This window comes from Paeniglutamicibacter sp. ORCA_105, from assembly GCF_045798545.1.
GTDB lineage: Bacteria > Actinomycetota > Actinomycetes > Actinomycetales > Micrococcaceae > Paeniglutamicibacter > Paeniglutamicibacter sulfureus.
Genome location: NZ_JBIXLM010000030.1, coordinates 14,253 through 28,097, shown reverse-complemented (window position 1 = coordinate 28,097; position 13,845 = coordinate 14,253). Strand labels below are relative to the sequence as shown.

The window sequence follows — 13,845 nt, the reverse complement described above, 5'->3', positions numbered from 1 at the left end:
GGCGACGGCCGGATGGCGGGGAGGCAGGATCTCCCATCATCCGGCCGTCGATTCTTGGCAGGTGAAAGGCACCTACGCGTCACGCTCCTGTCCCGGCATGCCGCCGGCCGCATCGCCGTCGAATCACTCCGGGTGGCTGCAAGGAGCCAACGCAGTCGCCCACGCGTCGGGCTGCGGGATTCGACTACCCCGTTGTCATGAGCGAAACCCCCCAGTTGCACCAAAAACCCGGTCCCGCGATTCTTCTCGCGGTTCTCAGCCGAGGACTGGATTGCCATCCTCGGTGCGGTGCTAGAGATGATCTTCATCCTGCAAAACCGCCAGCGGGTCCGCATCGAATTGTTGTTCCTGGATCTGAACGCCCGGCTGTGGATTTCCCTCGGCGCAGTGTTGCTCATTGGCTGGATCATTTGACGCTTTTCTTTCCGGAAGCGCTGGGCCGGCGAAACCCCCGGGGGGCATGCAAAAACCGCCCAGCCGGAGCGCCCCCAAGGGGTGCGGCCCGACGAGGCGGCTTATCAAAAGTGCAGTGGCGCCTAGAGCGAGGTGCCCATGACCTGCATGAGCATTGCGGGATCGCCGTAGTTGTAGATGACCCAGCTCATGCCACCGATGAAGGCGAGGGAAGCGGCGCCCCAGGCCGCCGAGAGCTTGGCCATGAAGCGGATTTCCGAACGGCTGACCGACAGGCGGTCGGCAGAGTAGTCGCCGGCCACCTTGCTGAAGCGTTCCGCGGGGGTGACCGCCGCCATCGCGTTGAGGCTCACCAGGAAGTTCGAGGCCGTGTCGATGCTGCCGTCGACCAGGCGGGCCCGGGTCAGGTTGTTCTTGCGGTCCTGGGTCATTTCGGCAATGTTGGACCCGTGACGGGCCAACAGAATGTCTTCGCCAAGTGGCATTGTTCGACGCGCCAACCGCATTGCCTACCCCTTTAAAATCTCCAAGCGGGGAAGCCGACACCCGCAAAACCCAATCGTTACAACATTGAGATTACGTGCGATTTTTAGGGAAATGCGCTATTAAGCACTTTCGGTTGGCAAGCTCACAGGGGTCTGTGGCCTGGACCGCCACCTTCCCGTGGCGGCGCGCACATTGGCGACTCAGCGAGTGGCAAAGTGCGTGATCACGCCGATCATCCACACCGACGCCGCCAGGGCCGCGCAACCGAATTCAACCAGGACGCCCACACCCATGGCCTTGAGTGCCGAGCCCGAGGCGCGCAGTGCAGCAGGGAAATCCTTGCGCCGCCTGAACTCCCCCAGCACCAACCCCACGGCGAAGCCGATGAACAGCCCAAGCACGGGGATCAAGAACATGCCCACCACCGCCAGCACTACCCCCAGGGTAATGGAACCGCGCGGGATCTTCTGCTGCTGCAGGTTTCTGCCCGTCAGCACCGTCGAGGCGCTCCAGCCGGCGAGCGCAAGGGCCATGCCGATCCCGGCGCACCACCAGGCGGCGGGGCTGCCCAGGATCCAGCCCCAGGCCAGCAACGTGCCGATGGCGAGCAGGCTCCCCGGAAGCACAGGGACGATGGTTCCCACCACGGCGACGGTTAACAATAGGCCGGCAACGACGGAGGTGATGATTTGGATATCCACGAGTGCAAGTCTGACAGCCCTTCGGCCGCTCGCGGCGGGGCGCGCCGGGCAGGGGTGCGTTGCGGATCAGTCGTCGACGATGGCCCAGCTTCCGGCAGACTTGTATTCGCTGTCGAAGATGCTCTCCCCGGTGCCGGGCTCCATGGGGTAGTTCTTGAGGTTTCCGGCCCAGTAGCGCAGGGCCCGGGCGATCTCGGCCTCGGGGTCCAGCTCCATCGCCTCGGTGCCCATGTCGACTTCGAAAATGAATCTCATGTCCCACATCCCTTGGTCAGTGCGACGCCACTTTGCGGCATCACGCCCTGTGTTTCCCCATCCTAGGCGCGGGACGAGCCGATGTGCCACGGCGAATCGCGCGGCCCGCCAACGGCGCACGGAAAACATGTCACGAAAGATTGTTGAACAATCCGCGCTCATAGTGCATCCTTGTAGTAACCACAACACGAGACGGGGGTCACAAATGCCTTACATCGACCTGAATTCCGACGTCGGAGAATCCTTCGGCAACTGGGTGATGGGCGACGACGCCGCCATCTTCACCTCCGTATCCTCGGCGAATGTTGCCTGCGGATTCCACGCCGGGGACCCCAGCGGCATCGCGGCGACCTGCCGCGACGCCGTGGCCGCAGGCGTCACCATCGGAGCGCACGTGGGCTACCGGGACCTGGCCGGCTTTGGCCGCCGCTTCCTGGACTGCTCCCCCACCGAGCTGGCCGATGACGTGCTCTACCAGCTCGGCGCACTGGAGGCCCTGGCCCGCGCCGCCGGCTCCACCATCAAGTACGTCAAGCCGCACGGCGCCCTCTACAACACCATCGTGCACCACGAGGCCCACGCCCAGGCCGTCGTCGACGCCATCCGTGCCTTCGGCTCGGAGCTGCCGGTGCTGTTGCTGCCCGGCTCCGTCGCCCTGGCCAAGGCCGAGGCCGCGGGGCTGCGCCCGGTCGCGGAGGCCTTCGCCGACAGGAACTACAACCCCGACGGCACCCTGGTCTCCCGCCGCGAGGCAAACGCCGTGCTGCACGACCCCGCCCAAGTCACCGCCAACATGATCCGCCTGGCCACCGAGGGAACCATCCTCGCCGTCGACGGCAGCGTCATTCCCATGAACGCCGAGAGCATCTGCGTGCATGGCGACACCGCCGGCGCCGTCGCCATGGCTGCGGCGGTGCGTTCGGGACTCGAGTCCGCCGGCGTGTCCATCAAGAGCTTCGCATGAGCGTGACAGCGACGCGCTTTGCCGGCACGCGCTCGGTGCTCGTCGAGCTCTCCGACCTCGATTCGGTCCTGGCCCTCGGTGCCCTGCTGGAAGCCTCCCCGCTGCCCGGACAGCTTGACGTGTTGGCCGCTGCCACCACCATCTTCATCAAGGCCGATTCCTGGGCCAACGCCCGGAAAATCGCCGCAGCCGTTCCCGCCCTCGAACTGGGCACGGCGCCGGCAAACACCGGCTCCCTGGTCACCGTCGATGTGCACTACGACGGAGAGGACCTGGCCGAGGTCGCCAAGCTCACCGGGCTCAGTGTCGAATCGGTCATCAACGCCCACTCGCACCAGATCTGGCGCGCCGCATTTGGCGGATTCGCCCCCGGCTTTGCCTACCTGCTGGGCGAGAACCGCGCCCTGAACGTGCCCCGCCGCGACACCCCGCGCAAGGTCGTGCCCGCCGGTGCCGTGGCCCTGGCCGGGGACTACTCTGCCGTTTACCCCCGGCAGTCCCCCGGCGGCTGGCAGTTGATCGGACACACCGACGCGGTGCTCTGGGACCTCGAGAGGGAGAACCCCGCGCTGATCCGCCCGCAGGACCGCGTGCAATTCACCGCCTCGCGCACCTCGCTGAAGCTCAGCTCCCACACCGCTGCGTCACCCGCCCACCCGGCACCGAAAACCGCCGCCGGGCACCTGGAAATCCTGGATCCCGGGCTGCAATCCCTCATCCAGGACCTGGGCCGCCCGGGTCTGGGCAATCTCGGGGTCTCCTCCGCCGGTGCCGCCGACACCTCCTCCGCCCGCGCCGCGAACCGACTGGTGGGCAACGCGGCTGATGCCGCGGTCATCGAGAACCTCCTGGGATCCCTGGTCCTGCGCGCCCGCGGAGACACGGTCCTGGCCGTCACCGGGGCAGACGCAGAGCTGCTGATCACCCCCTTGAAGGAGGACGAATTCCACAAGGATGAGCGGACGGCCGAGATGAACGCGCCCTTCGCCCTGCTCGACGGGGAAACCCTCACCCTTCTCCCTACAGGGTCCGGGCTGCGCAGCTACCTGGGCGTGCGCGGCGGCATCGACGTCGCCCCGGTCCTCGGCTCGCGCTCCACCGACTCCATGTCCGGGATCGGCCCGGCCCCGCTCGCCCCCGGCACCCTGCTGCCCGTGGGCGCCGTCCACGGATCCCACGTGGTCGGCAACCCGGAGCCCTCCACGCTTCCGGTGCCCGATGAACACGGCGTCTACACGCTGCGGATCAGCAAAGGGCCCCGCGATGACTGGTTCGGTCCGGCCGGCATGCGCCAGCTGACCCAGCAGACCTGGAGCGTCTCGGCCGAGTCCAACCGGGTCGGCGTCCGCCTGGCCGCACCGGCCGGCTCTTCCCCCCTGGAGCGGATCCGCACCGGGGAACTGGCCTCCGAGGGTGTTGCCGTCGGCGCCCTGCAAGTGCCCCCGTCCGGACTGCCCGTGCTCTTCCTGGCCGACCACCCGGTCACCGGCGGCTACCCGGTCATCGCCGGGGTCATTGCCGAGGACCTGCCGGCAGCGGCCCAACTGTCCCCCGGGGCGCACTTGCGCTTCGAACTCGTCGACCCGCTCACCCACAACCCGCATGCGCCCCGTGCCGCCGGCGCCTCCAGCCACGAAGGAACCACCCCATGAAGAAAGTCCTGATCGCCAACCGCGGGGAAATCGCCGTCCGCATCGCCCGGGCCTGCTCGGACGCCTCGCTGGTGTCCGTGGCCGTGTACTCCGACCCGGATGCCGATGCGCTGCATGTGCGCCGCGCCGACGAGGCGTGGGCCCTGAACGGTTCCACGGGCGCCGAAACCTACCTGGACATGGGCAAGATCCTGGACATCGCCGCCCGCTCCGGCGCCGATGCGGTGCACCCCGGCTACGGCTTCCTCTCCGAAAACGCCGACTTCGCCCAGGGGGTCATGGACGCCGGGCTGACCTGGATTGGCCCCTCCCCCGAGTCCATCCGCGCGCTGGGCAACAAGGTCACGGCGCGTGAGATCGCCGTGCGAGCCGGCGCACCGCTGGTGCCGGGCACCGACGGGCCGGTGGAATCCGGGGCCGAGGTGCGCGCCTTCGCGCAGGAGTTCGGCCTTCCGGTGGCCATCAAGGCGGCCTTCGGCGGCGGCGGGCGCGGCATCAAGATCGTGCGCACCTTCGAGGAAATCGACGACGCCTTCGAATCTGCCGTGCGCGAGGCAACCGTGGCCTTTGGCCGCGGCGAGTGCTTCGTGGAGCGCTTCCTGGAGCGGCCGCGCCACGTCGAGGCCCAGGTCCTGGCCGACACCCACGGCAATGTCGTGGTGGTTGGCACCCGCGACTGCTCGCTGCAGCGGCGCAACCAGAAGCTCGTGGAGGAGGCCCCGGCCCCGTTCCTGAGCGATGAACAGCGTGCCTCCATCCACTCCTCGGCCAAGGCCATCTGCCGCGAGGCCGGCTACCACGGTGCCGGAACCGTCGAGTACCTGGTCGCCCCCGACGGGCTGATCTCCTTCCTCGAAGTCAACACCCGGCTGCAGGTCGAGCACCCCATCACCGAGGAAACCACCGGCGTGGACCTGGTGGCCGAACAGTTCCGGATCGCCGCCGGGCAGGCCATCAGCCTCACCGAGGACCCGACTCCCACCGGCCACTCCTTCGAGTTCCGCCTCAACGCCGAGGACCCTGCCCGCGGATTCCTGCCCGGCCCCGGCCGCATCACCTCCTTCGAGGCCCCGACCGGCTCGGGCGTGCGCGTGGACTCGGGGGTGCGCACCAACTCGGTGATCCCCTCGCACTACGACTCCCTGATGGCCAAGCTCATCGTCACCGGCGCCACCCGCGCCCAGGCGCTGCGCCGCGCCAAGGTGGCGCTGGATGAAATGGTCATCTCCGGTGTCCCGTCCGTGCTGCCCTTCCACCGCGCGGTGGTCCGCAACACCGACTTCACCAATGACGGGCGCTACGGGGTCTACACCACCTGGATCGAATCCGAGTTCGCCGAGGAGCTCGCAGCTTCCCCGGAAATCGCAGCGGCCGAGCCGAACGCCGGGCGCGAGACCCTGACCATCGAGGTCGACGGCAAGGCCATGGACATCGGCCTTCCCGCGTCCCTGGTCGATGCCATCCGCAACGGCGGCAACGGCGCCGCCCTGGAGGTGGCAGCCGACAACGTGGCTGCGGCAGCTGATGCAGCAACGCTGTCGGCCCCGATGAACGGAAACCTGGTCAAGTGGGTGCTCGACGACGGTGCCGCCGTGGCCGAGGGCGACACGGTGGCGGTACTGGAGGCCATGAAGATGGAATCGACCATCACCGCCCACCGGGCCGGGACCTTCACCCGCGGCACCCAGGAGCCGGGAACCGCAATTGCCCGCGGCGAAGCACTCGGGGCCATCGCTTAACGCTTGGCAGTTCCGCGCCAGGCCTGGATTAGATTGGAAGGATGCCAGTGAACGCCATGATTTCAGCACTCCCCCTGGCCGAGGGGTCAACCCACGCCCACACCGGCGCGTGGGTTGCCGCGGTGCTGCGCTCACGGATTGCCGAGGGGCAGCTACTTCCGGGCTCCAAGCTTTCCGAGCAGGCGCTCTCCGATGCGCTGGGGGTTTCCCGCAACACCCTGCGCGAGGCCTTCGCGGTCCTTGACCACGAACTGGTCATCACCCGGATCCCCAACCGCGGCGTCTTTGTCGCCTCCCCGGGCCCAGCAGGCGTGCGGGAGATCTACGGGGTGCGCCGGATGATCGAACCCGCGGCCGCCCTGTGGGGGCCCAACCTGAATGTCGAGGCGCTGGCCGCGATCATCGTGGATGCGCGCAAGGCCCTGGCGGCCGGGGACATTTCCAGCATGGCGGACGCCAACCAGTGCTTCCATGAGGAGCTGGTTCGGGCCACCGGCAGCCAACACCTGCAGGAACTCATGACCAAGGTCCTGGCGCAGATGCGCCTGGTTTTCCATGCCATGGGAGATGCCCCCGATTTCCACTCGCACTACGTGGAACTCAATGCCGGCCTCGTTCTGCTGCTGGCCAACGGGAAGCGCGAAGAGGCAGCCGCTTCGTTGCGCGGCTACCTTGACCGCGCAGAAGCGGAGTTGCTGGCGCACCTGGGCGATTCCGAAGGGAACTGACTCACGCCACCGGCCGGGCCCGGCCTACATGTTCATGGTGACCTTGGCGTCCTTGCGCAGCTCCGCGACGTAGCCCTTGACCGCGGCACCTTCCTTTTGGAGCTTGAGCTGCTGTTCGAGCTCGGGTTTCATCTTCTTGAAGGTGGGTGCCTCGGGTGCCTCCGCGCCGGCAGTGGCCTGGCCCTTGTACTGTTCGAGGACGACCTGGTAGGCATCCTTGAGTTCCTTGTCGGTGGGCGTGAAATCTCCGACTTCCTTGGAGATCAGCCGCCCGACCTCGAGCTGGGTCTTCAATTGGGCGCGAACCACGTCTTCGTTCAACCCCTGCTTGTCCATGGTCGCCAGGAAATCCTTGGCGCTCATGTCATTGGTCTTCGCCACGTCGCCAAGCGCCTGGTCAAGGTCCTTGGATGTCGCGAAGATCTTCTTCTTTTTCGCCTGCTGGATCAGCAGCTCGGTGTTCACCAGGCCCTCGGCGGTCTGCTTGCGCAATTGCCCTTGGTCAAGCTCCTGGCCCGAGGCTTGCGCCTGCTGCACCATCTGGGGGAACTGGCCTTCGTAGATACGGACGAAGTCGGCGTTGGTGATCTTCTCGCCGTTGACTTCGGCAATGACCTCCGGGATTCCGGAAACATCCGGCTTCGGTGCCGCGGCGTCCGATGGCGCCGCTTCAGGGGCCGAGGCGCTGGCCTCGGGGGCGGCTCCCGGTTCCTCCGCGGCACTGCACCCGGTCATGAACGCCAACGAGGCGATCAGGGACATGGAAATGATCCACTTCTTCTGCAACATAAACTCCCAGCGTTTGGAACAACCCTTGGAACCCTAACAGGCGAAACCGAACGGCCGCTGAACGCCAGTCGACGCTCACGACCGCGCGGACGGTGCCCGGAGCCAAGAAAGGGCTCCGCTAGATCACGTTCTCCAGAAAGGCCCTGGTTCGTTCGTGGCTGGGGTTGCCCAGCACCTTGGCGGGTGCACCCGATTCGACCACGACGCCGCCGTCCATGAACACCACCTCGTCGGCAACGTTGCGGGCGAACCCGATTTCGTGGGTCACCACGATCATGGTCATGCCGCTGGCGGCCAGCTTCTGCATCACGTCCAGCACATCGCCCACCAGCTCCGGGTCCAGGGCACTGGTCGGCTCGTCAAAGAGCATCAGCTTGGGTTCCATGGCCAGCGCACGTGCAATGGCCACGCGCTGCTGCTGCCCTCCGGAGAGCTTGGCAGGGTGCAGCCCGGCCTTGTCGCCCAGACCGACCTGCTCGAGCAGCGTATGGGCCTGGGCGACGGCCTGCGCCTTGGGAACCTTCCTGATGCCGATGGGTGCGGCGATGATGTTCTCCAGCGCGGTCAGGTGCGGGAAGAGGTTGAAGCGCTGGAAGACCATGCCGATGCCGCGGCGTTGCCGCGCGACCTCGCGCGGCTTCATCTCGTGGAGCTTGCCGTTGCGCTGGGCGTAGCCGATGAGTTCGCCGTCGAAGTTGATCCGCCCGCCGTCGATGCGCTCAAGGTGGTTGATGCAACGCAGGAAGGTGGACTTCCCGGAACCGGAGGGCCCGAGCAGGCACATGACCTGCCCGGCGTCGACCTGCAGGTCGATGCCCTTGAGCACCTGGATCGGGCCGTAGCTCTTGCGCACTCCCTGCGCCTGGACGAGCGGTCTGCGGGTTTCCTCGGTGCGTACCGGGGACGGGGATTCAAGGACGGGGTTCATTGTTCTGCTTCCTTACTTGCTGCGGCGTACGCGGTTGGCCAGGGCCACTGCCCTGCCGATGGGTGTGGGCCCCAGGGTCCGGCTCCCCCGACCGTAGTGGCGCTCGAGGTAGTACTGCGGAACCGACAAGATGGAGGTCAGCGCCAGGTACCAGATGCTGACCACGATCAGCAGTTCCACCTGGTGCAGGTTCTGCGAGGAGATGCGGGCTGCCACGGTGTAGAGCTCCGCCACGGCAATCAGCGAAAGCAGCGCCGTGTCCTTGAGCATGGAAATCGTCTCATTGCCCATGGGCGGGATGATGACCCGCATGGCCTGCGGCAGTTCCACCTTGAACAGCGTGAACAGCGGGGTCATACCCAGGGAGTAGCAGGCCTCCTTCTGCCCTTGGTCGACCGAGAGCATGCCGGCGCGAACAATCTCCGCGGTGTAGGCGGCTTGGTTGGTGGTCAGGGCGATCACGCCGGCCACGAACGCCGGGATCAACGCGTTGGTGTCCACGGTGAAGACCGTGAAGTCGGTGAAGGGAACGCCCAGGGACAACTGCTTGTAAAGCAGTCCGAGGTAGCCCCAGAACACGATTTGCACCAGCAGCGGCGTGCCCCGGAAGATCCAGACATACAGCCAGGCGACGGAGTTGAGCACCGGGTTGGCCGAGAGCCGCATGAGTGCCAGCACGATGCCCAGGATGGTGGACAGGACCATGGTCAGGATGGTCAGGGCCACCGTGAGTACCGCGCCAGCCACTATCCGGTCGCTGAAGAGGTACTTGGCGATCGTGGGGTGGTCGATGTTGGGGTTGCGCCACAGCGAGGTTGCCACGCCGAGAAGGGCCAGCAGGATGAGGGAGGCCAGGACCCAGCGGCCGGGGTGGCGCAGCGGGACGGCCACGATGTCGTGTGCGCCGGGTTCCCCCGCCTCCGGGTGTGCCGCTGCGGGCTGCCGTAGCGCGGTGCTATTTCCCGCCATTGTTGACACCGGCCTCGGTCACGGCGAAGTCGGCCAGGTCGTACTTTTCCATGAGCCTGGTGTAGGTGCCGTCCTCGATCAATGACTGCAGCGCCAGGTGCAGCGCCTCGGTGAGGTCCTGGTTTTCCTTCAGCAGCCCGATGCCGGTGTAGACGGGGTTGTAGCCGTTGGGGAACGCGGGGTCCTTGACCAGTTCGAAGAGCTTTCCGTCCCCCGCGGTGGCGGCGGCGTAGGCCGCGACCGAGGCGTCGACGACGTCGGCGACGGCCTTGCCCGAGCGCACGGCGGTTTGGGCGTCAAGTTCGGTGGGAAGCTGCACCAGCTCGATCGGCGGCTTGCCGGCGTCGGAGCACTTCTGGGCGTAGGAAACCAGGTATTCGACCTGCACGGTGGCCTTTTGGACGGCTACCGGCTTGCCGCACAGGTCGATGATGGATCCGATCCCCTCGGGGTTTGAGGCATTGACCAGGATCTTGAACCCGGCGTGGAAATAGTCCACGAAGTTCAGCACCTTCTGGCGTCCGGCGGTGTCGTTCATGCCCGCAAAGATGATGTCGTGCTTGCCCGCCTGCAGGGACGGGATGGCGGTGTCGAAGGCCTGCTGCTGGAAGTTGAACTTCACTCCGAGCTTTCCGCCCATGGCCTGCGACAGGTCGTAGTCGAGGCCGGTGGGGTTGTTGTTCTCGTCCAGCATCTCCATGGGTGGGTTGGGCATGTCGGCAGCCACGTTGATGGCCCCGGCGTCCTTGTACTTCGCGGGCAGTGCGGCCGCGGCTTCGGAGTCGACTTCGACGCTGACCTCAGGTGCCGGGGTTCCGGCGGCCACGGGTTCGTCCGTGGCACAGCCGGTCAGGGCCAGGCCCATGGCCAATGCGGCGGTGGAAAGCAATGCCAACCCGGGACGGCGGTTGTGCGCGGTGATGTTCATGGCGATTCGGTTTCCTTTGGGAGTGGGATGCGAGAGGGAAGGAATGGACGGTTGGCCGCGGCAGGCTTACCAGCGACGCTGCAGGGCAGGTTGTTGGGTGCGCAACAGGTCTTCGTAGGTTTCCCGGGCGACTGCGAGCGTGGAGGACCCGTTGGCGCAGAAGATGACCGGCGGCTTGCAGGCACCGTTGTAGTTGTTGGCCAGCGTGTAGGCGTAGGCCCCGGTAGCCGGCATGGCCACCAGGTCCCCGACCTGCGGGTCCGCCAGCGGGACGTCCGCGCACATGAGGTCGCCCGATTCGCATTGGCGCCCCACGACGTCGGCGACCACGGTGGGTTCGGCGCCGATCTTGGTGGCCATCAGGGCCTCGTAGCGCTGTCCGGTGAGGGCGATGTCGATGTTGTCGGCCATGCCCCCGTTGATCGCGACGAAGGTCTTGCCCGTGGTCTTGACGGTGTTGACCGAATACAGCGTGATGCCGGCGCGGGCCACGAGCGAGCGCCCTGGCTCGATGATGAGCTTGGCCTCGGCGGGCAGCAGCCGGGCGGCGGCCTCGGTCAGTGTGTCCAGGTAGTCCTCGACGCTCGGGGCGATTTCACCGTAGGTGTATTTCACGCCAAGTCCCCCGCCGACGTCGTAGGTGTCGAAGGTGCCGAACTCGGCAACGGATTGCACCGCCCGGGCAAAGGGCTCGGTTTCCAGCACCTGGGAGCCGATGTGGACGTGGATGCCTTCGAAGTGCAGCAGCGGATGTTTGGCGATGCGCTCGATCGCGCGGGTTATGTCGGCGGGGGGAAGCCCGAATTTGGAGTCGTTACCGCCGGTGACCTGCGAGGCGTGGGTAGCCGGGGTGATCCCGGGGATCATGCGCAGCAAGACTTTTTGTTCCTTGCTTGCCATGGCCTCGAGCCGGTCCAGGTCGTTGAAGTTGTCCACGATGATGGCGCGGATGCCAGCCGCCAGCGCCATCTGGATTTCGTGGTCGGACTTGGCGTTGCCGTGCAGGTAGATGTTCGCGGGGCTGACCCCGGCGGTCAGCGCCATCATGAGTTCCCCGCCCCCTGCAACGTCCACGCTGAGCCCCTCGGCCTGCGCTATCGCATACATGGCAACGCACGGCAGCGACTTGGAGGCGAAGAGCACCTCGGAATTGGGACGCCTGGACTTCAGGCCCTTCACGAAGCGGCGGATCTGCCGGCGCAGCCCGGTCTCGTCCATGATGTAGGCAGGTGTCCCGTATTGGCGGGCCAGCTCGCCCACCGGCACCCCGCCGATGGACAATTCTCCGGTGTCGGAAACGGCGGATTCCTCCGGAAGGATGTCCATCAACAAGTTGAGGTCCGGGTGGTGCATTTGCTGGGTGACTGTCATGGTGATGTGCCGATTTCCTTTGTGCCTGTCGGTTGGTATCAAGAGCAGCAACCGGGTGTGAATGTGACCTGCGTCAACTGTAGGATTGGCCTCACCAAAATTATTCGTAGATCGAACCAAGCTTCTTGCCGATTTATTGTCGCGTCGGCTAAAGACGTGGGCGGCACGCAAAGAACGGACTTCATTGAACAGCACCGGACGACCGCTGACGCTGGCCGGGCTCCTGGAGAGCCTGGGCGCCCCGCTGCTGACCCCGCTGACCGGAACACGGGGCCTGGATGCTTCGATTTCCGTCCCGGTGATCCACGACCACTTGGATCCGCTGCCGGATACCCCCGGCGGGATCCTGCTGCTGGTCGGCATGGCACCGACCCACGAGGACCTGGACGTCCTGATTGCGCGGGCGGCCGAGCACGGGTTCGGCGCGGTGGTGCTCAAGCGCCGCGGGACGGCACCCGATGCGGCGCAGCTGGCCACGGCGGCCCTGCCCGTGCTGGTCGTGGACGACCAGGTCCCGTGGCTGCACCTGGACAACCTCATCGCCGCGGTGACCAGCGGCCGGCCTACGGGCAGCAACGCCGCCAGTTCACACGGCGAGGACCTGTTTGTGCTCGCCAACGCGTTGGCCACGGCCACCGATGGCGCGGTGGCCATCGAGGACCTGGACCAGAACATCCTCGCCTATTCGAACCTCGAGCGGCATACTGTCGACCCGCTGCGCCGCAACGGGATCTTGGCCCGGCAGGTGCCGGAAATGGAAAAGAACACCGCCCAGTACCGGGCCGTGATGCTCACCGATTCGGTGGTCCACTTTCCCTATGATCCAAGCGACGGGGAATTGCCCCGCTGCGCGGCGCCGGTGCGCGCCGGGCGGCAAATGCTCGGCTCGATTTGGGTGATCGAGGACCAGGCCCCGCTGGGCCCCGACGGGGAGGCCGCCATCCTGGAAGTTGCACGCCTGGCGGCCATCCACATCCTGCGCTCACAAAACGCCGTGGACCTGGAACGCCAGGTGCGCACCGAATGGCTGCGATCGGCGCTGGAAGGCCACGGTTCCGATCCGGCGACCTCGGCACGCTTCGGCCTCATGGAGGGCATGTCCCCGGTTCTGCTGGGCTTCATGTTTGCCCCACTGCCCGCTGGCCAAGTGCCCGGCAACGCATTGCCGTTGACCCGCCAGCTGGCATTGGCCGCCGAGCAATACTGCTCGATCTTCCACCCCAATGTCTCCGCGGTTGAATCCGGGAGCATGGTCTACGTCCTGGTCCCGGCGATTGGTTCCGAACCAGCCGCCATGCGCCTGGCCGGCGGAGCCGCCGCCGCCCTTGCCGCGCGCCTGGGATGCCTGGTGGATGTTGCCGTGAGCTCGGTGGAGGGCAGCGCCTTGGGTCTGGCCGATCTGCGCAGGGAACTCGAGGACGTGGTGCGGGTGCTCGAAGGCCGCGGCCCCCGCCAAGGCACCGGCCGCGTGGTGGGTACCAAGGATGTGAACGCGGCGTTGCTCCTGGACCAATTGGAGAGCGTGCTGCGGTCCCGGCCTCGGCTGGTGCATCCGGGCGTACGGGAGCTGCTGAAGAACGACGCCGCTTCCGGAACCGAATACAGGTCGAGCCTGTGTGCCTATTTTGCCGCCACGGGCGACGTGGCGGCGGCTGCCCGCGCATTGAACTTGCACCCCAACACCCTGCGCTACCGGATCAAGCGCGCCACCGAATTGTTCGGACTGGACTTTTCAACCGGCGACGAGCAGCTGGCATTGTGGGTGCAATTGCGTGTGGCGACGGACCCCACGGCATAAACCGCAGGGCGGGTCATGGTGCCGACGCGGCATTGGGCGCGGTGTCCCGCAACGATGCCGCAACGTTGTTCTGCTTCCCCTGTCCAGCCCCCTCACGGCAGTGAAGACCGGGGTCCAGGACAT

The 13,845-nt window shown here is 66.4% G+C and carries 14 protein-coding genes; 6 read left to right on the top strand and 8 right to left on the bottom strand.

Features of this window, described 5'->3' with window-relative positions:
- The first annotated feature begins 288 nt into the window (after nt 1–288).
- Complete coding sequence (locus tag ACIPUB_RS14475) at nt 289–414, top strand: hypothetical protein (RefSeq protein WP_407608007.1); 126 nt, start codon at nt 289–291, stop codon at nt 412–414.
- Between the two features lie 122 nt (nt 415–536).
- Here ACIPUB_RS14475 and ACIPUB_RS14470 read toward each other — a convergent pair whose 3' ends face one another.
- From ACIPUB_RS14470 to ACIPUB_RS14460, 3 genes are all read right to left on the bottom strand, one after another.
- Complete coding sequence (locus ACIPUB_RS14470; protein WP_407608006.1) at nt 537–899, bottom strand: hypothetical protein; 363 nt, start codon at nt 897–899, stop codon at nt 537–539.
- Nucleotides 900–1,100: 201 nt separating this feature from the next.
- On the bottom strand, nt 1,101–1,601 hold the full coding sequence (locus ACIPUB_RS14465; RefSeq protein WP_407608005.1) for a DUF456 domain-containing protein: 501 nt from the start codon (nt 1,599–1,601) through the stop codon (nt 1,101–1,103).
- Between the two features lie 66 nt (nt 1,602–1,667).
- A complete protein-coding gene (locus ACIPUB_RS14460) occupies nt 1,668–1,856 on the bottom strand; it encodes a hypothetical protein (protein ID WP_407608004.1) in 189 nt (62 codons plus the stop codon).
- A 205-nt stretch (nt 1,857–2,061) separates the two neighbouring features.
- Between ACIPUB_RS14460 and ACIPUB_RS14455 the strand changes: the two genes are divergently transcribed.
- Genes ACIPUB_RS14455 through ACIPUB_RS14440 form a run of 4 tightly spaced genes read left to right on the top strand, consistent with a single transcriptional unit; the run spans nt 2,062 to nt 6,939 of the window.
- Nucleotides 2,062–2,820: a LamB/YcsF family protein gene (locus tag ACIPUB_RS14455; RefSeq protein WP_407608003.1), complete on the top strand. Its 759-nt coding sequence runs from the start codon at nt 2,062–2,064 to the stop codon at nt 2,818–2,820.
- A complete protein-coding gene (locus tag ACIPUB_RS14450) occupies nt 2,817–4,472 on the top strand; it encodes a 5-oxoprolinase/urea amidolyase family protein (RefSeq protein WP_407608002.1) in 1,656 nt (551 codons plus the stop codon). Before ACIPUB_RS14455 ends, ACIPUB_RS14450 begins: the two co-directional genes overlap by 4 nt.
- On the top strand, nt 4,469–6,211 hold the full coding sequence (locus tag ACIPUB_RS14445) for an acetyl/propionyl/methylcrotonyl-CoA carboxylase subunit alpha (RefSeq protein ID WP_407608001.1): 1,743 nt from the start codon (nt 4,469–4,471) through the stop codon (nt 6,209–6,211). Before ACIPUB_RS14450 ends, ACIPUB_RS14445 begins: the two co-directional genes overlap by 4 nt.
- A gap of 56 nt (nt 6,212–6,267) precedes the next feature.
- Nucleotides 6,268–6,939, top strand: a complete 672-nt coding sequence (locus ACIPUB_RS14440) for a GntR family transcriptional regulator (RefSeq protein WP_407608000.1) — start codon at nt 6,268–6,270, stop codon at nt 6,937–6,939.
- Between the two features lie 24 nt (nt 6,940–6,963).
- Here the strand turns inward: ACIPUB_RS14440 and ACIPUB_RS14435 are convergent, their stop codons facing one another.
- From ACIPUB_RS14435 to lysA, 5 genes are all read right to left on the bottom strand, one after another.
- A complete protein-coding gene (locus ACIPUB_RS14435) occupies nt 6,964–7,728 on the bottom strand; it encodes a SurA N-terminal domain-containing protein (RefSeq protein ID WP_407607999.1) in 765 nt (254 codons plus the stop codon).
- A gap of 118 nt (nt 7,729–7,846) precedes the next feature.
- Nucleotides 7,847–8,656, bottom strand: a complete 810-nt coding sequence (locus tag ACIPUB_RS14430) for an amino acid ABC transporter ATP-binding protein (RefSeq protein ID WP_407607998.1) — start codon at nt 8,654–8,656, stop codon at nt 7,847–7,849.
- 12 nt (nt 8,657–8,668) lie between these two features.
- A complete protein-coding gene (locus tag ACIPUB_RS14425; protein ID WP_407607997.1) occupies nt 8,669–9,625 on the bottom strand; it encodes an amino acid ABC transporter permease in 957 nt (318 codons plus the stop codon).
- Entirely contained in the window at nt 9,612–10,553 is a 942-nt protein-coding gene (locus tag ACIPUB_RS14420) for an ABC transporter substrate-binding protein (RefSeq protein WP_407607996.1), read from the bottom strand. Before ACIPUB_RS14420 ends, ACIPUB_RS14425 begins: the two co-directional genes overlap by 14 nt.
- A gap of 66 nt (nt 10,554–10,619) precedes the next feature.
- The gene (gene lysA, locus ACIPUB_RS14415) at nt 10,620–11,924 is read right to left on the bottom strand and encodes a diaminopimelate decarboxylase (RefSeq protein WP_407607995.1); all 1,305 of its coding nucleotides are present in this window, start codon (nt 11,922–11,924) and stop codon (nt 10,620–10,622) included.
- A gap of 184 nt (nt 11,925–12,108) precedes the next feature.
- On the opposite strand from lysA, the gene ACIPUB_RS14410 reads away from it, so the two are divergent.
- Nucleotides 12,109–13,722, top strand: a complete 1,614-nt coding sequence (locus tag ACIPUB_RS14410) for a PucR family transcriptional regulator (RefSeq protein WP_407607994.1) — start codon at nt 12,109–12,111, stop codon at nt 13,720–13,722.
- The last annotated feature ends 123 nt before the right edge of the window (nt 13,723–13,845 follow it).